Origin of the sequence: Sorangium sp. So ce448, from assembly GCF_051520915.1 — a bacterium.
Lineage (GTDB): Bacteria > Myxococcota_A > Polyangia > Polyangiales > Polyangiaceae > Sorangium > Sorangium cellulosum_B.
This window is the reverse complement of the sequence record NZ_CP150343.1, coordinates 12,150,721-12,175,019: the sequence shown is the minus strand read 5'-3', so window position 1 is coordinate 12,175,019 and position 24,299 is coordinate 12,150,721. Positions and strand designations below refer to the sequence as shown.

20 protein-coding genes are annotated in these 24,299 nt (G+C 71.9%); 7 read left to right on the top strand and 13 right to left on the bottom strand.

Features of this window, described 5'->3' with window-relative positions; genetic code table 11:
- Window positions 1-238: 238 nt before the first annotated feature.
- Window positions 239-1,537 carry an adenylosuccinate lyase gene (gene purB, locus WMF45_RS45735; protein ID WP_437713099.1) on the bottom strand — a complete coding sequence of 433 codons (1,299 nt, stop codon included), beginning with the start codon at window positions 1,535-1,537 and terminating at the stop codon, window positions 239-241.
- A 180-nt stretch (window positions 1,538-1,717) separates the two neighbouring features.
- On the opposite strand from purB, the gene WMF45_RS45730 reads away from it, so the two are divergent.
- A complete protein-coding gene (locus tag WMF45_RS45730) occupies window positions 1,718-2,461 on the top strand; it encodes a universal stress protein (protein WP_437713098.1) in 744 nt (247 codons plus the stop codon).
- A 119-nt stretch (window positions 2,462-2,580) separates the two neighbouring features.
- Here the strand turns inward: WMF45_RS45730 and ggt are convergent, their stop codons facing one another.
- From ggt to WMF45_RS45710, 4 genes are all read right to left on the bottom strand, one after another.
- Window positions 2,581-4,470: a gamma-glutamyltransferase gene (ggt, locus tag WMF45_RS45725; protein ID WP_437713097.1), complete on the bottom strand. Its 1,890-nt coding sequence runs from the start codon at window positions 4,468-4,470 to the stop codon at window positions 2,581-2,583.
- Between the two features lie 155 nt (window positions 4,471-4,625).
- The gene (locus tag WMF45_RS45720; RefSeq protein ID WP_437713096.1) at window positions 4,626-5,459 is read right to left on the bottom strand and encodes a hypothetical protein; all 834 of its coding nucleotides are present in this window, start codon (window positions 5,457-5,459) and stop codon (window positions 4,626-4,628) included.
- A 217-nt stretch (window positions 5,460-5,676) separates the two neighbouring features.
- Window positions 5,677-6,771 carry a WD40/YVTN/BNR-like repeat-containing protein gene (locus WMF45_RS45715; protein WP_437713095.1) on the bottom strand — a complete coding sequence of 365 codons (1,095 nt, stop codon included), beginning with the start codon at window positions 6,769-6,771 and terminating at the stop codon, window positions 5,677-5,679.
- Window positions 6,772-6,778: 7 nt separating this feature from the next.
- The gene (locus WMF45_RS45710) at window positions 6,779-7,891 is read right to left on the bottom strand and encodes a hypothetical protein (RefSeq protein ID WP_437713094.1); all 1,113 of its coding nucleotides are present in this window, start codon (window positions 7,889-7,891) and stop codon (window positions 6,779-6,781) included.
- A gap of 157 nt (window positions 7,892-8,048) precedes the next feature.
- Between WMF45_RS45710 and WMF45_RS45705 the strand changes: the two genes are divergently transcribed.
- Complete coding sequence (locus tag WMF45_RS45705; protein WP_437296083.1) at window positions 8,049-8,270, top strand: hypothetical protein; 222 nt, start codon at window positions 8,049-8,051, stop codon at window positions 8,268-8,270.
- Between the two features lie 91 nt (window positions 8,271-8,361).
- Window positions 8,362-9,567, top strand: a complete 1,206-nt coding sequence (locus WMF45_RS45700) for a serine/threonine-protein kinase (protein WP_437713093.1) — start codon at window positions 8,362-8,364, stop codon at window positions 9,565-9,567.
- A 91-nt stretch (window positions 9,568-9,658) separates the two neighbouring features.
- Here the strand turns inward: WMF45_RS45700 and WMF45_RS45695 are convergent, their stop codons facing one another.
- Window positions 9,659-10,960: a citrate synthase gene (locus tag WMF45_RS45695; RefSeq protein ID WP_437547045.1), complete on the bottom strand. Its 1,302-nt coding sequence runs from the start codon at window positions 10,958-10,960 to the stop codon at window positions 9,659-9,661.
- 76 nt (window positions 10,961-11,036) lie between these two features.
- Here WMF45_RS45695 and WMF45_RS45690 point away from each other — a divergent pair, with 76 nt between their 5' ends.
- The gene (locus WMF45_RS45690; protein ID WP_437713092.1) at window positions 11,037-11,708 is read left to right on the top strand and encodes a hypothetical protein; all 672 of its coding nucleotides are present in this window, start codon (window positions 11,037-11,039) and stop codon (window positions 11,706-11,708) included.
- A gap of 78 nt (window positions 11,709-11,786) precedes the next feature.
- On the opposite strand, the gene WMF45_RS45685 is transcribed toward WMF45_RS45690, so the two are convergent.
- From WMF45_RS45685 to WMF45_RS45660, 6 genes are all read right to left on the bottom strand, one after another.
- Window positions 11,787-13,223: an ABC1 kinase family protein gene (locus tag WMF45_RS45685; protein WP_437713091.1), complete on the bottom strand. Its 1,437-nt coding sequence runs from the start codon at window positions 13,221-13,223 to the stop codon at window positions 11,787-11,789.
- Between the two features lie 155 nt (window positions 13,224-13,378).
- Window positions 13,379-13,714, bottom strand: a complete 336-nt coding sequence (locus WMF45_RS45680) for an HU family DNA-binding protein (protein WP_012240887.1) — start codon at window positions 13,712-13,714, stop codon at window positions 13,379-13,381.
- Between the two features lie 309 nt (window positions 13,715-14,023).
- The gene (locus tag WMF45_RS45675; RefSeq protein WP_437713090.1) at window positions 14,024-14,971 is read right to left on the bottom strand and encodes an NAD(+)/NADH kinase; all 948 of its coding nucleotides are present in this window, start codon (window positions 14,969-14,971) and stop codon (window positions 14,024-14,026) included.
- Complete coding sequence (locus tag WMF45_RS45670; RefSeq protein ID WP_437547037.1) at window positions 14,971-15,633, bottom strand: NUDIX hydrolase; 663 nt, start codon at window positions 15,631-15,633, stop codon at window positions 14,971-14,973. Before WMF45_RS45670 ends, WMF45_RS45675 begins: the two co-directional genes overlap by 1 nt.
- A gap of 103 nt (window positions 15,634-15,736) precedes the next feature.
- Entirely contained in the window at window positions 15,737-16,477 is a 741-nt protein-coding gene (locus WMF45_RS45665) for a CPBP family glutamic-type intramembrane protease (protein WP_437713089.1), read from the bottom strand.
- Complete coding sequence (locus WMF45_RS45660) at window positions 16,477-17,451, bottom strand: decaprenyl-phosphate phosphoribosyltransferase (protein ID WP_437713088.1); 975 nt, start codon at window positions 17,449-17,451, stop codon at window positions 16,477-16,479. The genes WMF45_RS45665 and WMF45_RS45660 overlap by 1 nt, the downstream gene beginning before the upstream one ends.
- Window positions 17,452-17,938: 487 nt before the next feature.
- Here WMF45_RS45660 and WMF45_RS45655 point away from each other — a divergent pair, with 487 nt between their 5' ends.
- From WMF45_RS45655 to WMF45_RS45645, 3 genes are read left to right on the top strand one after another with little or no spacing between them, the layout of a single operon-like run.
- A complete protein-coding gene (locus WMF45_RS45655) occupies window positions 17,939-18,904 on the top strand; it encodes an AAA family ATPase (protein WP_044967114.1) in 966 nt (321 codons plus the stop codon).
- 10 nt (window positions 18,905-18,914) lie between these two features.
- A complete protein-coding gene (locus WMF45_RS45650; RefSeq protein WP_437713087.1) occupies window positions 18,915-20,135 on the top strand; it encodes a DUF58 domain-containing protein in 1,221 nt (406 codons plus the stop codon).
- A complete protein-coding gene (locus WMF45_RS45645; RefSeq protein ID WP_437713086.1) occupies window positions 20,132-22,306 on the top strand; it encodes a transglutaminaseTgpA domain-containing protein in 2,175 nt (724 codons plus the stop codon). The genes WMF45_RS45650 and WMF45_RS45645 overlap by 4 nt, the downstream gene beginning before the upstream one ends.
- 8 nt (window positions 22,307-22,314) lie before the next feature.
- Here the strand turns inward: WMF45_RS45645 and WMF45_RS45640 are convergent, their stop codons facing one another.
- Window positions 22,315-24,297 carry a hypothetical protein gene (locus WMF45_RS45640; protein ID WP_437713085.1) on the bottom strand — a complete coding sequence of 661 codons (1,983 nt, stop codon included), beginning with the start codon at window positions 24,295-24,297 and terminating at the stop codon, window positions 22,315-22,317.
- Window positions 24,298-24,299: the final 2 nt, after the last annotated feature.

Genomic DNA, 24,299 nt, shown 5'->3' with positions numbered 1-24,299 from the left:
CAGATCAACGGCCTCGGCCAGTACCTCGGGTCAGCCATCCTGCCAGGGTCCTGCCTCGCGAGCGGAGCGAGATTTCAACGCAAAGGCGCAAAGGCGCAAAGACGCAAAGACGCAAAGACGCAAAGACGCAAAGACGCAAAGACGCCCGAATTTCTTATCTTCTTTGCGCCTTCGCGCCTTTGCGCCTTTGCGTTGAAATCTCCCTCTGGATCGCTGGCCGGCCTCCTGGTGCGTGGAGCTAATCGCGGAGCGCGCGATCGATGATCGTGTCCACGTGCGAGAGCGCGTGGTCGAGGTCGAAGCAGCGCGCGATTTCGTCCGGGGCGAGCAGCGCCGCGACGTCCGCGTCGGCGGCGAGGTTGTCGCGGAAGCGCCCCTCGCCCGCGATCGCGCGCATCGCGCAGCGCTGCACCAGCTCGTAGGCCGCCTGCCGCGGCCTGCCCTTCTGGACGAGCGCCAGGAGCACCGCCTCGCTGAAGAAGAGCTCGCCCGTGCTGTCGAGGTTCTGGCGCAGCTTCTCGGGGTAGACGACCAGCCCTTCGACGAGCCCGGCGGCGCGGTCGAGCATGAACCCGAGCGTCGAGGTCGCGTCGGGCGCGATCATCCGCTCGACCGACGAATGCGAGATGTCGCGCTCGTGCCACAGCGGCACGTTCTCGAGAGCCGGGATCACGGCCGCGCGTACGATGCGCGCGAGGCCGCACAGGTTCTCGCTGAGGATGGGGTTGCGCTTGTGGGGCATCGCGCTCGAGCCCTTCTGGCCCACGGTGAAGCGCTCCTCCGCCTCGCGGACCTCGGTGCGCTGCCAGTGCCGCACGTTGGTCGCGAGCCGCTCGATGCCCGCCGCGATGAGCGAGAGCGCGGTGAAGAGCTCGGCGTGGCGGTCGCGCGCGACGACCTGCGTCGAGACCGTCTCGGGGCGCAGGCCCAGGGCGGCGAGCGCGCGCTCCTCGATGCGCGGCGACAGGTGCGCGTACGTGCCGACCGCGCCGGCGATCTTCCCGACGGCGATCGCCTGGCGCGCCGCGAGCAGGCGCGCCCTGCCGCGCTTCATCTCCGCGAGGTGGCCGGCGATCGCCAGGCCGAACGTGATCGGCTCGGCGGCGATGCCGTGGCTCCTGCCGATCATCGGGGTGCGCCGGTGCTCGTCCGCGCGCCGCGCGAGCGCGCTGCAGAGCTTGTCGAGCCGCTCCGAGAGCAGGTCCGTCGCGCGGACGAGCAGCACCGCCAGGCTCGTGTCGAGCACGTCGCTCGAGGTCATCCCCCGGTGCAGCCACCGCGCGCCCTCGCCCGCGAGCTCCTCGACGTGCGTCAGGAAGGCGATGACGTCGTGCTTGACCGTGCGCTCGATCGCCTCGATCCGCGCGGGATCGAGCGTCAGCTGCTTCGCGCGGATCCCCTTCGCGATGCCGGCGGGCACGAGCCCTTCGGCCTCCATCGCCTCGCAGGCGGCGAGCTCCACCTCGAGCCAGGTCGAGAATCGGGTGGCGGGCGACCAGAGCGCTTCGAATTCAGCGGGAGTGTAGCGGGGGATCATGGGCGGGACGCTGCGAAGGTCTGGAGGGTGCGTCAAGGATGGAGTGGCCCAGGGAGGTCCGGCCGCACGGAGGCCGGCTCGCGCTGCTCGCCTGCGCGCGCCACGTCGTCACCCCGCGCGCGACCCGCGCCGTCGGGCGGGGCGCTTGCGGACGCGCGGCGCGCGGCAAACGTTGGCGCGATGCCAACCGAAGCACCGGCGCCTGCGCGCGCCGATCAGGGCAGGTCGTTCGCCCGCACGCCGCACGCGGCGGGCGACGCGCCGCCAGAGACGCTGCCCGCAGGGGCGAGCGAGCCGAGCGCCGTCAGCCAGGCGCCGCTCCCCCCGCGGGCCGAGCCTGGGCGCCGCGAGCCGGCGGGGCGCGCTGGCGGCGCGGCCGCCGCTGCGAGCGCGCCGGCTGTCGTGAACGAGCCGGCGCCCGCGAGCGAGTCCCGCGCGACCGTGCGCGGGGGTCGCCGGGTGAAGTCGTACATCGTGGTGGTCGCGATGGACCTGTCCGAGCCGGGCGGGCGGGCGTGGCGCTTCGCCTTCGATCTGGCGGCGCTCCGCGGCGAGACGGAGATCCACGCCGTGGTCATCGGCCCGCGGCAGGTCGCCCCTGCGGTGCGCGACGTGACGACGCCGGGCGCGTCGTCGCCGCCGTCGCTCCGCGTGCTCCAGCACCGGTTCGCGGACGGCCAGGCCCGGCTGATGGCGATGCACTTCCGCACGGGCCGGCCGGACCGGGCCATCGTCGCGCTCGCCCGGGAGCTCAGCGCCGATCTCATCGTCGTGGCCACGCACCCGCAGTCGCCCCTGCAACGGCTCTTCGGCGGCTCGACGGCCGATCGGATCGCGCGGAACGCGCCGTGCCCGGTCGTCGTCGTGCGACCGAAGGAGGACGACGACGCCGACGCGGCCAACTACGACCCCAGGCTGCGCTGACGCGGAGGCGCGCGGGGGACCACCGAGCGCGCGATCTGCGCGCTCGGTGCCGCTCGCGCTCGGGCTACGAATCGCCCGATGCCGCGCGGTAGCCCACGCGCTGGCTGCCCGCGCGTGGGCTACCGCGCGCTCGATGGCTGCGCGTCGGCCTGCGCCGCCGGGTCGAGCTTGTCCGGCGCGCTGACGCCCTCGGCCTTGCCCCCTTCCCGCGTGTCCGCGTAGCCCCACGCGACGCCGGCCGCGTCGACGAGCAGGTTGTTCGCGTCGCCGATCGGCATCGGGTCCATCACGAGGGCGTGCCCCCGCCGCGCGAGGTCGTCGAGGGCGGCCTGCGGCGGAGGCGTCAACCGCTCGACGCGCACGCGATCCGGCATCCACTGGTGGTGGATGCGCGCGTGGCGGACCGCCTCGTCGATGGTCATCCCGTGATCGACCAGGTTGCGGAGGACCTGCGCGACGGTGTTCGGGATCGTGTCGCCCCCCGGAGATCCGAGGACGAGCGCGACCTTGCCGTCGCGGCTCACGAGGGTGGGCGTCATCGAGCTCGCCATGCGTTTGCCCGGCGCCACCGCGTTGATCCCCGTCTCGGAGAACGCGCCCATCGCGTTGGCGAGCAGGATGCCCGTACCCGGGATCACGATCCTCGCGCCGAAGCTCGCCGACAGGGTGGTCGTGCACGAGACCGCGTTGCCCTGCGCGTCGATCACCGAGAAGTGCGTCGTCTGCGGGGACTCCAGCGCGACGGCGCCCGGAGGCGCCGCGATGTCGCCCGCCGGCGTGGCCCGCTCCGGGTCGACGGGCGGCCTGCGGCGCATCAGGTAGGGCCCGTCGAGGAGCTGCGCGAGCAGCTGCGCCGTCTCGGGCGCCACGAAATCGGGGTCGGCGCTCACCTTGCGCCGATCGGCGTACGCCCGCTTCGCCGCCTCGACGAACAGGTGCAGCGACAGCCCCGAGTCGACGGGCGCCTCGTGCGCCTTGAGCCGCTCGAGCGTGAGCATCATCTCCGCGAGCGCGACGCCGCCCATCGAGGGGGGCGGCATCGTGTCGACGGTGAAGCCGCGGTACGAGAACCGGAGGGGCGCGCGCCACTTCGCCTGGTACGCGCGCAGATCGCTCTCGCTGATGTGGCCGCCGCGCTCGCGCATCGCGCCGGCGATCTGCCGGGCGATGGCGCCCTCGTAGAACGCGCGCGGCCCCTCCGCGGCGAGCGTCTCGAGGGTGCGGGCGAGATCGAGCTGCCGCACCAGCTCGCCCTGGGCGACCGGCGCCTTGCCCCGCCCCCAGATGGCGCTCGCGGTCCGATCGGCCTTCAGCCGCGGCCACGCCCAGCGCAGCGTCAGCGCCTGCCGCGCGCCGAGGCGGTGCCCCTTGCGCGCGAGGGAGATCGCCGGGGCCAGGAGCTCGGCGAACGGGCGGGAGCCGAACCGCTCGTGGGCCAGGGCGAGGCCGGCGACCGAGCCCGGGACGCCGGCGGACGCATAACCGTGTCCGCCTGCGCGCAGCATCGCCATGTTCGACTCGGTGGTCACCGACGCGGGCGCGGCCTCTCGGAAGTCGATCGCCTGCGTCTCGCCGTTCGCGAGGCGGACCAGCATGAAGCCGCCGCCGCCGATGTTGCCCGCGCTCGGGTGGGTCACCGCCAGCGCGAACGCCACGGCGACCGCGGCGTCGACCGCGTTGCCGCCGCGCCGCAGCACGTCCGCTCCCGCGCGCGTCGCGTGCTCCTCGACCGAGGTCACGAGCCCGGCGTCGCCGCGCACCGCCCGCGGGCCGCCCGAGGCCAGCGCGATCGGCGGCACCGGGGGCATCGGCTCCGGCGCCGCGGCGTCGGCCGTGGGCGCCGCCGCGGCGCTCGCGGCCTGCGGCGCGGCGCTCGCGCTGGCGACGGCCGGCGCGCCCGAGGCCGCGGGCGCCGCCGGGTGCGGCGCGGGCGGCGTGCGGGCCTCGCAGCCCGCGAGCAGCGCCAGGGCAAGCGCCCAGCGCGGCTTCGAACGACGGAGCAGGGTCATCAGGGTGCGCGCGAATCTACACCGGTGCCGGAGAGAGCCGGGCCGCGCCGCGCGGGGCGACCCGGCCTGGGGGATTCGTTCAGGACGCGAGGATGCGCAGACGGCGCGCGCCGGATCCACCTCCGGCACGCGCCGTCAGGAACGCCGGACCTCGCTCAGGACCGCTTGCGGCGGCGCGCGGCGGCCACGCCCACGCCGGCGACGAGCGCCGCGAGCCCGGTGCCCGCGAACGGCGCGGAGGAGGACCCCGGCGCGGCGGCGCAGGAGACGCTGGCCTCGGCCTCGGCGTGGGCGTTCACCTCGATCTCGAGCGTGCTCAGGTAATCCAGGCAGTCCTGGAGGCTCCCGACGACGTCGACATACTGACCGTTGCAGAACAGGGCGCCTTCCGGCTCCTCGCACTTCGCCTCACACCCGCCCTGGAGATCGACCGTGCAGTCCGCATTGCAGTCGATATCGCAGTCGAAGTTCGCCTCGGCCTTGCACTCGCCCTCGCAGCTCGCGTCGCATTTTGCCTGGCAATCCGCGCTCGGCGGCGTCACCTCGCAGCTCGCGCTGCACTCGCCGTCGCAGCTCGCCTTGCAGGCCCCCTCGCACTCCGCCTGCGACTGGCCGGGGCTGGCGCTCGCCGAACACTTGCCGCTGCAATCCGCCGAGCAGCTCGCCGAGCAGCTCGCCCTGCAGTCGAAGCTCCCGGGATTGACATTGCACTTGGCAGAGCAATCCGCGGAGCAGTCGACGTTGCAGTCGGCGGTCGCGCTGGCGTTGCACTGGCCCTCGCACTTCCCGGCGCACGCCGCCGTAAGGCGGACCGGCTCGCAGTACGCAGTGCAGCCGCCCGAGGTGCGGAACTCGCAGTTTGCGCTCGCCGCGAGCTGGATATTTCCACATGCCTCCGGGCCGGGTGCCGCCGCCGCCGACGAGGCGATGGCCAGAGGGATCGCAAAAGTAAACGCACTCACAAAAAGCTGAGCAATGGTCCGTCGCATGCCAATTCTCCTGGGTTCAGAGCGCGGGTTCCGCGTGTGGTCTCCGCAGGTGTTGCAATCGGACGACCAGCGCCACCCTTTGAAGCATTTCCCAAGAAAAAAGTCTCGCTGCTCGTGACCGCTCGGCCACAGCGTATCTCCGCGTTCACGGTCCCATGATGCGCCCTGCCACACCAAGGGAATGTCCGGGCAGGTGAGGACACCTGCGACGTGGTGATCAGCGGCTCACAGTGTCGGCGATTTGCCCTGTTCCGTAGCGCGCCACCACGCCCTTGCGGGCTCTGCCGGGAGTCGGCTGGCTAAGGAAGTCCCCGCCGACGGCCCAGAAGGCCCCTTGCCCGTCGGCCCAGACAGCGTGGAGATCGGCGTAGGGCTCCTCGGTGAACTCATCGATCCAGGCCCCGTCGACGAGGCGCTGCTTGAGCCCTCCATACCCGACGATCGCGACCTCCCCCGGGCGGCCGCAGGCGACGCCGTTCACGTCGTTCGTGAGCTCTATCTCGAGCCTGCGCCACGACGCGCCGTCCGAGCGGAGCACGTCTCTCCCGCCGACCGCGTATACCTCTTCACGGCTGCAGCCGGCGGCCGTGAACAGGGTGCCCTGCGCGATCGGCGGATCGGATTGCACTTCCCAGGTCGAGCCCGAGCGGTGCCAGATCACGCCGAACTCGCCCACGGCGTAGAGATCCTCGGACGATTCGCCCCACACCTTGTAGAGCGCCCGGCCGGTCGCCGCCGGCAGCGGCTCTCGCGACCATGCGCTGCCGTCCCAGCGGAGGACGATGTCCTTCTCCGCGTCCGCGCCGCTGCCGGGCATGCCGCCGACCGCCCAGGCATCGTCGGGTGAAAACGCGATCACGCCCCACAGCGTCGCCTCCGTCCCCGTCGCGTGCTCGGTGAACGTCGCGCCGTCCCACCGCGCGGCGCGACCGCGCTCGCCGACCATCCAGACGTCCTGCGGACCGGAGCCGGCCACCCACCAGAAGGTCGTATCCCCGCCCGCCGGGAGCTCGCGCCATTTCGCCCCGTCGTAGTGCAGCGCGAGCGCCTGGAGGCCCGTGTTGCCGAGCGGCCCCCCGACGGCGAACACGTCGTCGGGCGCCGTCCCCCAGATCGAGAGGACCGCGCGGTCGAGATCGCCCTCGTCGAGCAGCACGCGCCACGCCGGCGGCTCCTGCTCGGGCGGCCTCGCAGGATCGCCGGGGCAGCCGGTGAGGGCGACCGCGCCGAGCGCCGCCACAGCCATGGAGTGAAAGCAGGTGCGCATGGGAGTGAAGACCCGCCTGGAGAGGTCCTGCCGGCGCGCCGCCATGGAGGGCTCAGTTGCAGAACACATCGTCCTGCTTCGGATAGTAATAGACGAAGATGTTGCAGTGCTCGTTCTTCTCGACGATCGGCCCGAACGTGTAGCAGCAATCGAGGGACTCGTCGGCGGTCCCGTTCTTGGACACGTCGTACTCGTCGAGGCCCTTGCACCCCACGGACGGGTCCGGCTGCTGCCACTCATAGGTGCATCCGTACCAGACGCCGCCGTTCGTCGGGAGCTCCCTGTCGAGCTCCGGCGAGATGAGCATCGGCGGGTCGTCCCACGCGTTCGATGTGTAGAAGCGCTCCGAGGCCGCAGGCGTGCCGATGGTCTTGCCGTCCCATGCATACATATCGAACCGCGTGCCCCGGCTGTGGAAGTGGCCGTTGGCGCCGATGATCCTCACGGGAGAGGGGCTGTTGATCTGGCACGAGCCCTCGAACGTGGGCGTCGGGTTCGACTGACAGACACGGATCGACTGCTTGGTCGCGAAGACGGTGCCCATCTCGGCCTTGACCTCGGCGGCGGGCAGCGCCCAGAAGTTCACCCGGACGCGGCCGACCGCCTCGGGGGTCTTCTGCGACGTCGCATTCACGTAATGCGTCTGCAGCATCAACCACTCGTCGGGCGCGAGGACGTTCGCGACGCCCTCGGGGAACTCCCAGTCGACCCGGCCGTTCTGCTGCGAGTTCGCGATGAGCGGCCAGTCCGCCCAGTTGGGGCTCTTGAAGCACTCCCCGACCCCGTTCTGGTTCTTCTGGATGAGCCCGCCCTCCGGCCCCAGCCCCTTCACGGTCTTCACGCGGAAGATGTTCATGTGGTGCGAGCCGTCGCGCTGCGCGATCTGCACGCGGTGGAGGTTCACCGGCGCGGCCGGGTCCAGCCCGTTCGACGCGGCGAGCTCGCTGACCTTGAAGAAGTAGCAGTCCTGCTGCTCGACCCCCGCCGGCACCTCGGTCTCCTCGGTCTGCATCTGGAAGCCCTGGCCGACCGGCGGCACGTCGAGCAGCGACTCGTCGACCGGCGCGGGCGCCTCGCCCCCACCCCCACCCCCGCCCCCGCCCCCGCAGGCCACGGCCCCCAGCACGACGGGAAGCAAACCAAGCGTCAAGCATCGAACCGCCATGAGTCCCTCCAGGCAATCGCGCAGCGATGAAGAGAGATATACACGGCTGCACAATTCCAGGGCGTTCGTGTCACGCGGCGGGCAGGGTTCCGTCGGGCTCCGGGGCGTCGTGGCCGAGCGCTGGCCGGCGCTGCTAGGATGTGGGAGAGGTTCAACCATGGCGGCGCCCAAGAAATGCGGTCCACACACCGAGCTCGCCTCGAACGAGGCGACACGCATCACCCGGTGCGGGTGTGGCACCGTGCACGTGACACTCATCGGCCCTGGCGTGACGTTTCGCATGCCAGCGGATGCGTTCCGGGGCGTCGCCTCCGGGCTCAAGGCAGCGGCCGAGCGGCTTGACGACGACCCCCGTTTCGGCACGACCTCCATCAATTAGCTTGCGCGCCCGCAGCGGAGCGGCCTACCAGTGGCTTCGCCGCTGAGATCTCTCTCCTCGGATGGCCGATGGTCGAAAGAGGGCGCCTCTCGTGTACGACGACGACGCGGAGCACTGGGTCGGCAAGACGTTCGCCGGGACGTGGTGGATCGAGCGCGTGCTCGGCACCGGCGGGATGGGGAGCGTGCTGCTCGGGCGCGCGGCGGACGGCTCTCAGGTCGCGCTCAAGGTGCTGCACCCGGAGCTCAACGCGATCACGGAGGTGCGGAAGCGCTTCCTGCGCGAGGGGTTCATCGGCAACACGCTCGGCGGGGCGGACGCGGTGCCCGGCGTGGTGCGCGTGCTCGGCTCCGGCGAGACGCAGGAGGGCCTCGCCTACCTGACGATGGAGGCGCTCCAGGGAGAGACGCTCTTCGATCGCATGGCGCGCACCGGGACGATGCCGGCCGGCGAGGTGCTCGCGCTCGCGGACCAGGTGCTCGAGACGCTGGCGATCGCGCACGCGCGCGGCGTCGTGCACCGCGATCTCAAGCCCGAGAACATCCACCTCGGCAACGACGGGCGCGTGCGCATGCTCGACTTCGGCATCGCGCGCGTCGTCGACGGGCTCACCGGCCTGCCCGAGAAGACCGCGACCAAGACGGGCATGATCATGGGCACGGCGACGTACATGGCGCCGGAGCAAGCGACGGGGCTCATCCACGACATCGACGGGCGCACCGATCTCTTCGGGCTCGGAGCGACGATGTTCCGGCTGCTCGCGGGCCGACAGGTGCACGGCGAGGTGACGGAGGCCATGGAGGTCATCGCCGCCGCGACCGAGGCCGCGCCGCCGCTCGCGTCGGTCGCGCCCGGGATCTCGCCCTCCGTCGCGGCCGTTGTCGATCGCTCGCTGGCGTTCATCAAGTTCCATCGCTACCCGAACGCCGAGACCATGCGCGCGGACGTCCGCGCTGTACGCGCAGGGGCGCTGCCTCCCTATGCGCAGGCCGTCATCGAGGGGCGGATCCGCGCGGGCCAGCCGATATCGCAACCGGCGCCGCCGCTGCATGCCGGCGGGTCGCCGAGCGCGCGCCCGCAGCCGACGGTGGTGGAGCCGGCCGCGGCCCCTCGCCATTCGCACTCGATGAGCCGGCCGGAGCGAACGCTCGACGACAACCCGTCAGCGCCCTCCCGCGCCGGCGCGTCGCTCTCGCAGCTCTCGACGGGCAAGCTGCTCCTGCTCGTCGGCGGCGCCTCGCTCATCACGGGCGTCATCGTGGCGGTGATCGTCGTCCTGCTGGTGTTCAGCCACTGACGGGCCGCGAGCACGCCGCCAGGGGCGCGCTCGTCAGGTGGAGGGGATCGTCGGTGGAAGGTGCCGGCGGGGCCGCTGGGCCCCGCCGCGGTCACGCGCGCTCGTCGAGCGGCGTGTAGTCGACGGCGTTCTCGCCGGTGTAGATCTGCCGCGGGCGGCCGATCTTGCCGGTCGGGTCGTCGTTCATCTCCTTCCAGTGGGCGATCCAGCCGGGGAGGCGCCCGAGCGCGAACATGACGGTGAACATGTTCGTGGGGAAGCCGAGCGCGCGGTAGATGATGCCGCTGTAGAAGTCGACGTTCGGGTAGAGCTTCCGCTCGACGAAGTACGGATCCTTCAGCGCGGTCTCCTCGAGGCGCTGCGCGATGTCGAGCAGCGGATCCTTGATGCCGAGCTTCGCCAGGATCTTGTCGGCGGCCGCCTTGATGAGGACGGCGCGCGGATCGTAGTTCTTGTAGACGCGGTGGCCGAAGCCCATCAGGCGGAAGTTCGAGGTCTTGTCCTTAGCGAGCTTGACGAACTTCGAGACGTCGCCGCCGTCCGCGCGGATCGCCTCGAGCATCGTCACGACCTCCTGGTTCGCGCCGCCGTGGAGCGGGCCCCAGAGCGCGCAGATGCCGGCGGCGACCGAGGCGAAGAGGTTCGCCTTCGAGCTCCCGACGAGGCGCACCGTCGACGTCGAGCAGTTCTGCTCGTGATCGGCGTGCAGGATCAGGAGCAGGTTCAGCACCTTCACGATGTCCTCGTCGATCTCGTACGGCTCCGCCGGGACCGAGAACATCATGTTGAGGAAGTTCGCACAGTACGAGAGCGAGTTGTGCGGGTAGACGAACGGCTGGCCGATCGACTTCTTGTACGAGAACGCCGCGATCGTGCGCACCTTGGAGAGCAGCCTCGCGATGGTGATGTCGAGGTGCTCGGTGTTCTTCACGTCGATCGCTTCCGGGTAGTAGCTCGACAGGGAGAGCACCATCGCGGAGAGGATCGCCATCGGGTGCGCCGTCGACGGGTAGCCGTCGAAGAAGCGCTTCATGTCCTCGTGGATCAGCGAGTGCCGGGTGAGCAGCGTGGAGAACCGGGACAGCTCGCTCTTGCTCGGCAGCTTGCCGTAAATCAGGAGGTACGAGGTCTCCACGAAGGTCGACTTCTCGCCGAGCTGCTCGATCGGGATGCCGCGGTAGCGGAGGATGCCCTTCTCCCCATCGAGGAACGTGATGGAGCTCGTGGTCGAGGCCGTGTTGACGAAGGCCGGGTCGATGCAAACGTACCCGGTCTTCGAACGAAGGGACGCGACGTCGATCGCCTTCTCCCCCTCGGTGCCCGTGATGACAGGCAACTCGATCGTCTGCTCCCCACCGTTCTTCTTCAGCGTTAACTTCGCGGTCTCCTGCACGCCTCCTCCTTCCGCCGCAGCGCGGCGTAAGCTATCACGGGCCGAGGGAAGAATGCTTCCCCGAGAAAATGAGGTGATGCATTTGAGCGAGCCGGTCGTGCGGGGGGAGCTGGCCCACCACCCGGAGGCGCCTCGGTTTGCGGCCGAGGTGCGGCGAGTCCACGGGCGTTACGCCGACGAGGTTGTCGCTCGCTACCGGCTCTGCCCGTTCATGCGCGACGCCGCAACCGGATTCGGACGCTTTTACGTCCTGCTCGATCGCGAGCCCGTCCTGGAGACGGCGCTGGCGGTCATGGAGGAGGCCGACTCCGCGGTGGTGCACCTGGTTTTCCCGTGCATCCATGCTCCGTCGCCCCAGTTCGAGCGCTTCGCGTCGCGCCTGGGTGAACAGCTGCGGCGGCGCCTCAGCCCCGCGCCGGTGCTGGCCGCGTTCCACCCCGAGATGGCGGGGGACGAGACGAACTCGCACCGGCTCGTCGGTCTCCTCCGGCACGCGCCAGATCCATTTGTACAAACGATTCCAGAGGGGCTGAACCATACTGGGACCGTCCTCGCGGGGGCAGGCGTCGAGCCTGCGGTCGACCCCGCCGAGGACAATTACCGACGCCTTGAAGGGGCAGGGATCGCCGCAGTCAAGATGAGGCTCGCGGAGATCATGGCAGATCGGGACTCGAGCTATGCGCCCTTCCTCGCGCAGCTCGGGCTCACGCGCCCCGGCCCGCGCTTCAGCCCGCTCCCAACACGGTAGCGCACGGGCGAAGAGCGCAAACGAAACACCTGCGAAACGCGCGCGAAACGCGTGTTGCGCGTGGTGATGGCCCTCGGCTCACTCCGCAGGCGAGCTGCGCGGCGCCGGGTCCGACCCGTCGGAGCCGGAACCGGCCTTGGCCTCGCGCTGCGCCATCAACGGCATCAGGTACGGGAAGCCGGCCGCCATCGTATCGAGGTGGGGATCGATCTGGGCGGCCAGCCAGAAGAGGAGCACGCAAGCGCGCTCGACATAGAACCAGTCCTCCGGGTACTCGAACGACCGCATCAGCTCCTGGAGCTCACCGCGCTCCAGCTCGGGGTCCGCGAGCCGCTCCAGCTGCTCGGGGCGGGCGCGCATCAGCGCCGCCGGCGTGCGATCCCGGATCTTGAGCAGCTTCGCGAAGTAGGTCTTCACGGTCCTCTCGAGGAGCGCGTCGTTGCCCCCGGGCGCGACGAAGCCCATCCTCCGGAAGCCCCGCACGACCGCCGCGTCGTCCTGCGCGAAGATGCCCTTCAGGATGTCGAGCAGCCCGTCGATGAGCTCGTCCCGGGCCTCGCAGCTCGCGCCGAAGTCGAGGACGACGAGGCGAAAGCCGCCGCCCTCCTCCGCGCGCTGCGGGGCGACAAGGAAGTTCCCCGGGTGCGGATCGGCGTGGAAGAAGCGATCCGCGAAGAGCATCTTGTAGAAGGCCTGCACGAGCCGGAGCGCCACGTCCGAGGGCTCGACGCCCGCGCTCCGGAGCGCGTCGAGGCGGGTGATCTTGATTCCTTCCATGAAGGTCATCGTGAGCACGTCGCGCGTCGTGAGCTCGTGGATGACCTCCGGGAACGCGATGCCCGCGTCCCCCTCGAAGTTCTGCGCCATCCGCTCCATGCACGCGGCCTCGTGCAGGTAGTCGGTCTCCCGGCGGAGCAAGTCGACAAGCGACTCGTGCACCCGCTCGATGTGCCCCACCGGGACGAACCGCTTGTAGACGAGGATCGCGAGGCGCAGGACGCGCAGGTCGACGGCGATGATCCCGCGGATGCCGGGGTAGAGGAACTTGACCGCGACCTTGCGGCCGTCGCGGAGGCGCGCGACGTGGACCTGCCCGAGCGACGCGGCCGCGAGCGGCGCGCGCTCGATCGACGCGAACAGCTCGCCCGCAGAGCGGCCGAAGCTCGCGCGCAGCGCGGCCTCGAGATCGCTGAACGGGTGCGGCGGCACCTGGTCCTGGAGCTGCTCGAGCTCCTTGCCGTAAGCACGCGGCAAGAAGCCGCCCATGATGGACAGCACCTGGCCGAGCTTGATGAAGACGCCCCGCAGCTTGAGCATGGCGCGCAGCAGGCGCCGGGCGTTCTTCTGATCGACGCGGGCGCGGCGCGCGACGAGCCACCGAGGCGGCTCACCCGCGGGCGAGCCGCGCCCGAGGCGCCTCGCGAACACCCGCACGAGCCCCAGTTGAATGAGGTAGCTCGTCAGGATGACCGAGAACGCGAGCAGCGCGCGGAAGAGTCGGACGGCGAGCGTCATGTGCGGCAAAGCAGCCGCACCATGCTACCGCAGGGGCCGCGCGGGGCCAGCCGTGCTCGCCCTCGCCCGCGCCATCCGACGATGGGCGAATCCCGGCGAGGGGGCCGCCGCGGGCCTCGGCCGCGCAGCGGAGCCCTCCCGCGAGCCGGGCAGGCTCAGGAGAGCGAGTCCTTGATCGCCTTGATGGGGCGGGCGCGGACCGACTTGCTGGCCGGCTTGGCCGCGAACGTCATCGGCTGCTTCGTGAAGGGGTTGATCCCCTCGCGCGCCTTGGTCGCGGGCTTCTTGACGACGCGGAACTTCGCGAAGCCGGGCATCGTGAAGATGCCGTTCTTCTTGAGCTCCTTGTACGCGATGTCGGTCAGCGACTCGAGGATCGCCTTGACCTGCTTGCGCGAGATCTCGTTCTCGTTGGCCTCGACCACCGCGTTGATCAGCGCGCTCTTGCTGAGCGACGTGCTCTTCTTCCCATCCGCCTTCTTGGCCGCCATGTTCATTCCTCCTGAGGTTTGTGCCCTCTTGCGGGCCAAAGGAACCACAACGGCCGCCGCAGATCCAGTGTCGAATCGTCGATCGGAGCTACAAAAGAAGGGGTTTCATGCCCCGGGGGGCGCGCCGCTCCGCCGGAGGGAGGGCCGGGGGGCCCTGGCGCGGGCCGTCAAAACCGCGGGAAAGCAGCTTAAATCGACCCTTCTTCAGGCCTCACGCGCCCGCCGCGAGGGAGGTCGCATGCCGGGCGCTCGACGTAGGAGATCACCCGAATCCCTTCCGTTGAAGGCGATCCCGGTCGCCCGGGCGGCCTAGCGGCGGCTCGCCGCCGAGCCCGCGCCCCACTTCCTCTTGGCGGAGAGGCCCAGGATCGTCAGCGACTGGGGCGCCTGCGTGAACTCGATGACGTCGCCGAAGCCGACGCTGACCGAGTGGATCGGCCCGTCGAAGAAGAGCTTCGCGTCGTGCGTCTTGCTGCGCACGACGAGCGAGGCGCCCGGCTGGATCAGGGCGTGACGGAGGCGGTACTCCTCGCCGTGGGGGGTGTAGGGCTCGCGGACGACGAGCTGGAGCCGCTTCGACGTGAGCGGCAGGACGCGCCCGCCCGCGGAGCGCTGCGCGGCCGTGGACCCGGCCGCAGGACCGATCCAGAAGCCGCTCGACTTCTGCTCCTCCTCGGCCCGGCCGAGCCGGAGCACGTAACGCGACGTGGCCGCGGGGGAGATGTGGCAGAAGAGCGCGTCGTTCAGGACGCGCCCCGTGGCGAGCTTGTCGTTCACCGTGACCTGCATGCGGGTGAGCACGGTGCTGCGGAGCGAGCCGCTCAGCGCCCCCGCGATCGCGTCCGCCGCGTCGCGGCTCGTCGCGCCGCAGAAGAAGCCGACGGAGTGGCCCGGCGCGCTGTTGATGCCGAGGATCGGCACGTCGCCGACGTTGTGGGACGCGCTGAGGAGCGTCCCGTCGCCGCCGACCGTGATCACGAGGTCGAGCTCGCCCGCGTCGAAGGACTGCGCCGCGCTGGCGACGACATCGATCTGGACCCCGAGGTCGTCGAGCGCCGCCTTGACCTCGCGCACGGTCTGCTCGTGCGCGTCGTGCGACGCCTTGAGGCGCGCGACCGCGGAGTCGCCGGCCTCGATGAGCCGCGTGATGCGCGGGTCCTTCCGCTCCTCGCGGTAAATCTTCCAGGCGGAGCGCTTCACGACGAGCGCGACGCGGGGCGGACGCCGCGGCGCGGGCGCGGGGGATCGTTCCGCCATCAGAGCTCCGCGAGGCGCCGGAGCGCCACCTCGGTCTTCGCGTCCTCGATCACGCCGCGCCGGGTGAGCTCGATCGCCTCGTCGAGCGGGACCGCCGCGATGGCCGCGAACCGCTCGAGGGGAGAGCCGTCCTCGAGCGGCGTCCCCTGGCGAGCCGGGTCGACCTCGACATGAAAGAAGAAGTGCCGCTCGCCCACCATGCCCGGCGCCGGGAACGTCGACGGGCCGAGCGGGTGGAGGTCCGACGGAGGCACGTCGAAGCCGACCTCCTCGAGCAGCTCGCGCGCGGCGGAGCGCTTCAGGCCCTCCGGGCTCCGCTCGTCGAGCTCGACGAGACCGGCGGGCAGCTCCCAGATCGCGCCGAGCGTCGGCGCCTCCGGGATGGGCCACGCCTCGGGCGGGCGGGTCGCGGCCGGAGGCCGGAACGCCGAGCGGAGGAAGACGCGACGGCGCCCGTCCGCGCCGCGGTAGTGCGGGGCGATCACCACCGCGTCGAGGCGCCCGCGATCGACGCTGTCGTAGGTGAACGGGTCGCTCAGCGAGCCGTCCGGGAACTCGACGCGGAACACCTGGCGTCGCACGTTGAGGAAACCAGGGCCGTCGAGCGAGGGGATCGTCCGGACCAGCTTGAGCGCGAGCTTCGGGAAGGGAGGTAGCCGCATGCGTCGAGGCGCGAAGCATAGCGCCAAACGGCAGCGGATCGCGATGTGCCTCGTTCCCGCGCCCGGCGCGCGCCTCGCCCCCGCGCTCGGGGTGGCCTCGGGCTCAGCGGAGCACGAGGACCCAGACGTCGTAGAGCGCGTGGGTCCAGACGGCCGGCGCGAAGCCGCGGAAGACGTAGATCGCCGTCAGAACGAGCCCGCACACCATGCGGAACACGAAGGAGGGGAGGTTCCAGGGATCGCCCAGCGACCCGACATAGTGCCAGCCGGAGAAGACGGCGGCGGCCACGACCGCCCAGCCGACCATCAGGACCACCCCCTGGACCCCCTTGCCGAAGAAGAACTTGATCCCGAGCGCGCCCAGCCCGTAGAGGCCGACGCGGAAGGCGATCTCCTCGTAGAAGCCCGCGCCGAGCGACATCACGACCCCGGTGAAGATGTCGTTCGACGCGGCGGGCGGGCCGAGCCGGAGGGAGCCGACCACATAGGCGCCGGCGAAGCGCATCAGGATGGCGTAGAGCGCGCCCTCGACGGCGAGCAGCGCGAAGCGCCTCGTCTGGAGGGCGTGGCCGCGGCCGAGGATGGAAAGGACGAGGACGAACGCGGCGCCGACGGCGACGGTGAGGCCCGCGTAGAGCGGGAGGCTGTGCTTGGCCAGCGCGCGGAGCTCGGCGGTGACCGGATCCGCCGCGTTGCGGATGGGGAGGAAGGCGACGCCGAGGTGATACAGGACGAAGATCGGCATCGTCAGCGCGAGATCGGTCAGCGCATCGCTCTTCGCGGTGGGCTTGTCGCCGGCAGGGGCCGCCCCCGGCCGGGCGAGCTCCGGTCCGGCCCCGAGCATCAGGACGGCCTCAGGCGGTACACGATCACCAGCACCTCGGCCGACCACATGACGACGTTCAGCACGAAGGGCGTGTCCCGGAGGATCTCCTGGGTGGGGCTCTCCGACCTCGCGCTGCCGGCCACGAGCTGGAGAAACCGGATCCCACCGAAGAGCGGGTGGATCGCCGTGAGCCAGAGGTACGGGTTCTGGAAGAACCGCTGCGTGTCGTGGTCGAGCGTGTACGCCAGGTAGGTGGCGAAGGTGGCGAGGCCCGTCACGGCGAGCGCCGCCGTCAGGGCGGCAGGCGAGTAGCCGTCGAGCGCCGCGCGCTGCTTCGAGGCGTTGACCGAGGCGAGCTCGTGCCGGCGCTTGCCGAAGCCGAGGAAGAGCGCGAGCAGCGCCGTGCAGGCGATCATGAAGCCGGAGAGCGGCGTCCTCGTCGCGAAGCCGCCGGCGAGCACGCGCAGCACGAAGAAGATCGCGATGCAGCCGACGTCGAGGTAGGCGATCTTCTTGAGCCGGAACGAGTAGGCGACGTTGAGGACGTAGTAGCTGGCGGCGACGACCGCGAAGAGCGGCGGGCCGAGCAGGCTCGCGCCGAGCGCGATGACCGCGAGGCCGACCGCCATCGCCTTGGCGACCGGGATGGGCACGCGGCCCGAGGCGATCGGCCGGAAGCGCTTGACCGGGTGGACCCGATCGGCCTCGACGTCGACGATGTCGTTCAGGATGTAGACGGCGCCGGCGAGCAGGCAGAAGATCGCGAAGGCCCCGATCGCGCTCATGATGATCGAGGGGTGGGTCAGGTGCTTCGCGAACACCACGGGGGCGAGGACGAAGAGGTTCTTCACCCACTGGTGGGGCCGCATCGCGCGGATCATCCCGCGCACACGCCAGAGCAGCGTCCCCCTCGGCGAGTCGGGCAACAGGGGCGGCTGCGCTATCAAGCCGCCCGAGGGGGGACCGCTCTCCGGCGAACGGGAGCTCGGCACGCCGGCGCTCCGCGGAGGCGACGACGGAGGCTTGCCGGCGGGGACGGAGCTCACCGGAGCGGGCGAGCCGCCCTGCTCGGCAGGCGCCGGCGCGTCCGGCGCGCCCGCATCCGGGCGAGCCTCGGCGCCGGGCGCCTCCTGATCAGGGAAGCCTGCGGCACTGTTGCGAAAAAGGGGCCCCGAGGCGGTCACGGCGCGCGGAGCATACTCGGGCGCCCAGGTCCCGGCCATTCCGCGGCAAGCTAAAAGCACAGGAGGCGCTGGCGCCCGAAACCGATGAAACCGACGAAACCGACGACACCGCGCGCCAGCGGCAGCGCCGAAGCCCTCCAGGCCACGAACCAGGAAGAACGTGGCGCAGCGCACCCGGGGCGGCGGCCACGCCGCGAGGTCGCGAATCTGGGTTCGCACCCGCCAGCCCGGCTCGTGGAACGCAAAATGCGCATCCCCGCAGGCGAGCCGTGACCTCGTGCTACCATCGCCCCCGATGACATCAGCGCTCTCGGTCGCGCGTGAAGCTTCGCCTCTTCTCCTGAAGCTTCGCTCTGCCGTGGAGCAGGCCCTCGAAGGGAAGCCAGAGGCGGTCGAGCTGGCGCTCATCGCGCTGCTCGCCCGGGGCCATGTCCTCATCGAGGACGTCCCCGGCGTCGGCAAGACGACGCTGGCCCGAGCGCTGGCCAAGGCCGTGGGGGGCGAGCTCCGTCGCGTTCAGTTCACCAGCGATCTGCTGCCGAGCGACGTGCTCGGGGTCAGCGTCTTCGACCAGCGGCTCGGGCAGTTCGTCTTCCGGCAGGGGCCGATCTTCGCGAACGTGCTGCTCGCCGACGAGATCAACCGGGCGAGCCCCCGGACCCAGTCGGCGCTGCTCGAGGCGATGAACGAGGGGCAGGTGTCCATCGAGGGGACGGCGACGCCGCTGCCGTACCCCTTCTTCGTGCTCGCGACCCAGAACCCGCAGGATTTCGCGGGCACGTTCCCGCTGCCGGAGTCGCAGCTCGACCGGTTCATGGTGCGGATCCGGATCGGGTACCCGCCGCCGCAGGTCGAGATGCGGCTGCTCCTCCAGGGCGGCGAGCCCGACCGGGCGCGGAACGTGCCGCAGATCATCGATCCGGCCCAGCTCGTCGCCCTGCAGCGCGAGGTCGATCGCGTCGAGCTCGACTCGTCGCTCGCGACCTACCTGCAGGCGGTGCTCACGGCCACGCGGTCGAGCCCGACCCTCTCGCTGGGCGCATCGCCGCGCGCCGGAATGAACCTGGCGCGCGCGGCCCGGGGGCGCGCGGTCCTCTACGGACGCTCGTACTGTATCGCGGACGACATCCACAACCTTGCGGTGGCCGTGCTGGCGCACCGGGTCCGGCTCTCGGCCCACGCGGAGGGCTACATGCCGACCCGCGACGAGTGCGAGGCGGCGGTGCGCGACCTCGTGGCGCGGGTGCCGGTCCCCCTCTGAGGGGTGGGCGATGGGCGCAGAGGACAGGGAGCGGGGATCTCTCAGCGGCAGCTCCCGCGGCGCCGAGCGCGCCGGCGCAGCGGCGCGGAGCGCCGTCCGGCCGAGCAAGCCGAGGCGCGACAGGCCGCTCGTCGAGCAGCGCCCGCTGCTGCCCCCGCGCGGGGACAAGGCGTCGTTCTGGACGAGGGTCCTGCTCTTCCTGAGGCCGCCCCGGAAGCTCAAGTTCACCCGGGAAGGAAAGTACTACCTCGGGATCACGCTGGGCGTCGGCTTCGCGGCGATCAACACGGGCAACAACCTCCTCTACCTGCTGCTCGGGATGCTGCTGTCGCTGATCGTCGTCTCCGGCGTGATGAGCGACCTGTCGCTGCAGCACCTCACGGTGACCCGGCGGCTCCCGGCCCGCGCCCAGGTGGGCCGGGCCCACCTCGTCGAGATCGAGGTCTACAACCACAAGAAGCGCGTGCCGTCGTACGCGATCGAGGTCGAGGATCTGCGCGCCGGCCAGCCGGCCGACAAGCGCTGCTTCTTCCTGAAGATCAGCCCCTCCAGCGCGCAGGTGGCCGCCTACCGGCGGACGCCGGCGAGGCGCGGCCGCGACCGGCACACCGGGTTCCGCATCGCGACCCGCTTTCCCTTCGGGCTGTTCGAGAAATCGAGGGAGGTCGAGGCCGAGGGCGACCTCATCATCTACCCCGCGGTCGATCCGGTCCGGCTCCCCGTCGAGGACGCGGGCCGGCGCGAGGGCGGCGCGAGCCTCAGCGGGCGCGGGGGCGGCGACGAGACGTTCGGCCTCCGGCCGATGCGCGAGGGGGACGATCCGCGCGACATCTACTGGAAGAAGAGCACGATGCGCGATCAGCTGGTGCTGCGCGAGCGCACCCGCGAGACGCGGCCGGACGTGCAGATCGTCGTCGACACGGTGCGCCCCGCCGGGGAGGGCGACGCGTTCGCGCCGACCTTCGAGCGCAGGATCCGCGAGGCGGCGTCGCGCGCCGTCGCCCACGTCAAGCGCGGCGACGCCGTGGTCGTCGCGACGACGCTGGGCGAGCGGGTGCGCGGCGATCGCAACATCGGCTCCGACGCGATCCTCCGCTTCCTGGCGCTGCTCGACGCGGTCGACGACGGCCGGGCGCCCGAGCGCGGCGCCCGCGCGCCGCTGCGCCAGGGATCGAGCCCGAGCCCGAGCAGCGGTGAGCGCCGCGCCGGCGCGCCGAGGGGCGCGTCGTGAGGTTCGGGATGGTGCACCGGGTGATGACCGACGCGCTCGCGGCGCTCGGCGTCATCGCCCTCGTCGCGAGCGGGCAGTTCAACCGCTACGTGAGCTGGGCGATCCTCATCTGCCTCGGGCTCGCGCTCGTCGTGCGCGAGTCGTGGCAGCGGCACCCGGCGCTCCGCCACCTCGACACGGGCATCCTGCTGACCGTCATCGCCGTCCAGGTGGTCCGCATCGTCGCCACCGACGCGAGCGTGCTCGACGTGCTCGTGGAGTTCGCCGCCGCGCTGCAGATCATCCGGCTCGCGACGCGCAAAGGGGCGGCGCACGACCAGCAGGTCATCGTGCTCGCGCTGCTGCACCTCATCGCCGGGACCGTCCTCGGCGGCGGCATCGGCTACGGGCTGTGCTTCCTGGGGGTGCTCGTCGTCGCCCCGGGCGCGCTCGTGCTCAGCCACCTGCGGCGCGAGGTCGAGGGCAACTACCGGCAGGGGGCGCGCGACCGGACGGGGCTGCCCGTGGACGTGCCGCGCATCCTGCGCTCGAGGCGGGTCGTCGGGCGCTCGTTCCTGGCCGTCACCTGCCTGCTCTCGGTCCCGATCTTCGCCTTCACCGCGCTCCTGTTCGTGATCTTCCCGCGCGTCGGCCTCTCGCTGCTCCTGCTCAACCGCGGCCACACAGGGCGGATGATCGGCTTCTCGGGCAAGGTCGACCTCGGCGCGGTCGGCGTGCTGCGCAGCGACCCGAAGCTGGCGATGCGGGTCGAGATCCCCGAGCTGCCGGAGCCGCCGCCCCCGCGCCTGACCATGCACCTGCGCGGCACCGCGCTCGACGCGTACGACGGCCGCACCTGGACCCAGAGCGACACGTTCAAGCGCCCCACGGAGAGCGACGGGGGGCTCGTGCCGATCGAGCGGTACCCGGACCCGGCGCTCGACCCGGTGATGCGCGTCGATCTCGAGCCGATCGATCCGCCCGTGATCTTCCTCCCGCCGAACGCGACGGGGCTCCGGCTCAAGCACCGCGGGCAGCTCGGGCTCGACCCGAGCACGATGGCCTACCGCGGGCCGGAGGGGGAGCTCAGGTACCAGCCCACGGACGATCGCGGGCTGGTCTACGACGTCTTCCTGTCGCGGAAGCGGGCGCCGACCTTCCAGCGCCTCCCGGGCGCCGAGCGGAGGCGCTACCTGGAGCTCCCGAGGGATCTGCCGTCGCGCGTCGTCGATCTCGCGCAACAGTGGACGCTGGGCGTGGATCGTCCGGCCGATCGGGCGCGGGCGATCCAGGAGCACCTGCGCACGGAGTACCGGTACGACCTTGCGTCGCCGTCGGGCGCGGACCCGCAGCCGCTCGATCACTTCCTGTTCGAGTCGAAGCGCGGGCACTGCGAGTTCTACTCGACCGCGATGGCCATCCTGCTGCGCGCGGTGGACGTCCCGACGCGCAACGTGACCGGCTTCGTCGGCGGCACCTACAACCGCTTCGGCCGGTTCTATGCGGTGCGCCAGGGCGACGCCCACTCGTGGGTCGAGGTGTACCTCGACGGCGAGGGGTGGATGACGTTCGACCCGACGCCGCCGGCCGACGCGGCGCCGAAGAGCGAGCTGGTCGGGGCCTGGGCGTACCTCCGCGATTTCATCGAGGCGACGAGCCAGCGCTGGGACAGGCACGTCGTCGGCTACGACCTGAACCAGCAGGTGGGCCTGCTCCAGACGCTGACGTCGCGCTACCGGAGGTCCGGATCGAGCAGCGATCTTTCGCTGTCGCGCCCGCGGATCCTCGCCGTCGCCGCCGTCGCGCTCGCGCTGGGCGGCGGCGTGCTCTACTGGCGCCTCCGCCGCACGCGCCGCGGGCGCGAGGAGCGCCGCGCGGACGCCGGGCGCACCCCGAGCGCGATCCTGGCGACGGCGCTCTACGAGAGCCTGGAGGCCGCCATGCTCGTCCAGGGCGTGCCGCGCCCGCCCAGCCTGCCGCCGCTGCGCCACGCCGAGGCGCTGGAGCTCGCGGAGCACCCGCTGGCGCGCGAGATCCTGACGCTCACGCAGGTCTACCTGCGCGCCCGCTTCGGCGGGGCGACGCTCTCGGAGGACGACAGCCGCGACTTCGAGCGGCGGGTCAAGGCGCTGCGCTCCACAGAACGGCGAGCGCGCGCCGCGGGCGAGAGCGGGCTCGCCGCGTCGACCTGATCGCGGCATCAACGGCGGCGCAAAGGTCGCTTCGCGATGAACGCCTGCCGGATGCCGGCGACGGCGCGGCGGCTCGGGCCGCCGGAGATGAACGGATCCTGGGGCGCGAGCTCGCCCAGCCGGTCGACGAACGACTGCGCCACGACGCGCTCGCCGAGCAGGCTCACGACGTCCGACTGGCTTCGCATCGTGGACGCGAGGACGGCCGCGGTCGACGTGTCCGGCACCGCGGCGATCGAGAGCGACTCCAGCACGCGCCGGAGCGGCACGATCGACTGCGCCGTCGCCAGCTTGCGATCCGAGGCGCCGAGCGGCTGCGGGGCGTACTCGAGCCAGATGCCGGCGACGTTCAGGTGGCCGAGCAGCTTCTTCGACCAGCGCGGATCGAGCTCCACCTGGAGCGGCCGGACGTCGGCCAGCGTGGAGAGGGCGAACTCGCCGGGCTCGCCCGCGAGCGCGAAGTCGCGCAGGAGCGGCGCGAGCTTGCGCTCGTCGGCGAGCAGGCTCGCGGCGACGTGGCCGCGATCGAGCAGCGGGATCGGGACCACGAGGACATCCGGCCGCTCGCCGCGCGTGATCCGCGCCGCCCACACCCGCCACGTGATCGCCGGGGATCGCACGAGGATCGCGGACCCGGGATCGAGGCTGCCGTACGCCTCGTCCGTCCAGACCTCGGCGGCCGTCTGCTCGCTCCGATCGGCGGCGAAGCCTGCCTCCTCGCTCGTCAGCGCGACGAGCGTCAGCTGGAAGACGACGAGCAGCGCGGCGCCGCTCCGCGAGAACGGCACGCGCGTGTGGAGCAGCGCCCGCACCGCGGCGTGCGCCCCGAGGGCCGAGCCGACGGCGATCGCGGCGACCGCGAGCGAGCGCAGGGGGGTGAGCGGATCCGCGGAGAGCACGCCGGCGGCCCGCGCGGGCAGGAGGGTGTCGAGCGCGAGCAGGACGAGGAAGGGCGCGACGAGCCACCGCGCGCGCGGGCGCAGGAGCGAGAGCGAGAGCCCGGCCGCGGCGACGAGCAGGGAGACGACGCCGATCTCGCGGCTCCACGCGGCGAGCGCCGTGGTGCGGGCGCTCGCGACGTCGAGGGCGGCGAGGCTGCCGGCCGTGAGCGCGCGGCCGATGTCGGCCCAGGCGCGCGGCGCGAGCGGCCTGAGCACGAGCGGCGCGAGCAGGAGCGCGGCCGTGAGCGCCCCCGCGCCCGCGGCGGCGCCCAGCATGCGCCGGGGCGGGCCGCCGGCCGAGGCCTCGGCCGCGCCCGCGCGCTGGGCGCCGCCGCGCGCGAGGAACATCGCGTACGACGCCGCAAGAGCGGCGAGGCCGGCGGGGGGGCTCTCGGCGAACGTGGCCCCGAGGAGCGCGCCGAGCGCGATCCACGCGCGCCCGGCGTGCCGCGCCTGCTCGGCGCAGGTCGACGCGAGCGCGAGCGTCACGAGCGCGCAGCAGGTGGCGATCATGGCGCCGCCGCCGACCGTCGCCTCGCGCTGCCAGGTCGGCGACAGGGCCGCCGTGAGGACGGCGATCGCGGAGAGCACGGAGGCGAGCCGCGGGCTCACGGCGCCGCCGAGCGCGTCCGGCGCGGCGGGCGTGGATGGCGTGGATGGCGCGCCGGCGGGGGTCGGCTCGGCCGCGCCGCCGCGGAGCTTGCGCCAGAGCGAGAGCCCCGGGAGGGGCGCAGGCCGCGCGGACTCCAGGAGGAGGCGGCGGACCATCCCGTAGAGCAGGCGCGACGCGAGCGCGAGCGCGAGCGCCGATCCGAGGGCGGTGCGGAAGGTGCGGGAGCCCAGCGGGAGCAGGCTCAGCGCCTGCGAGAGCGCCGTCGACAGGCCGCCGCCCACGCCGACCGCGACGAGGCCGAGATCCCGGACGGCCGTGAGGTCTTCCCGCCATTGCCCGGAAGAGGCGGCGCGGGCCAGCGACAGCCCGAAGGGCAGCGCGGCCGACAGCAAGGCGAGCGACCGATCGAGCCAGCAGCGTTTCTCTCCGGAGCCCACCG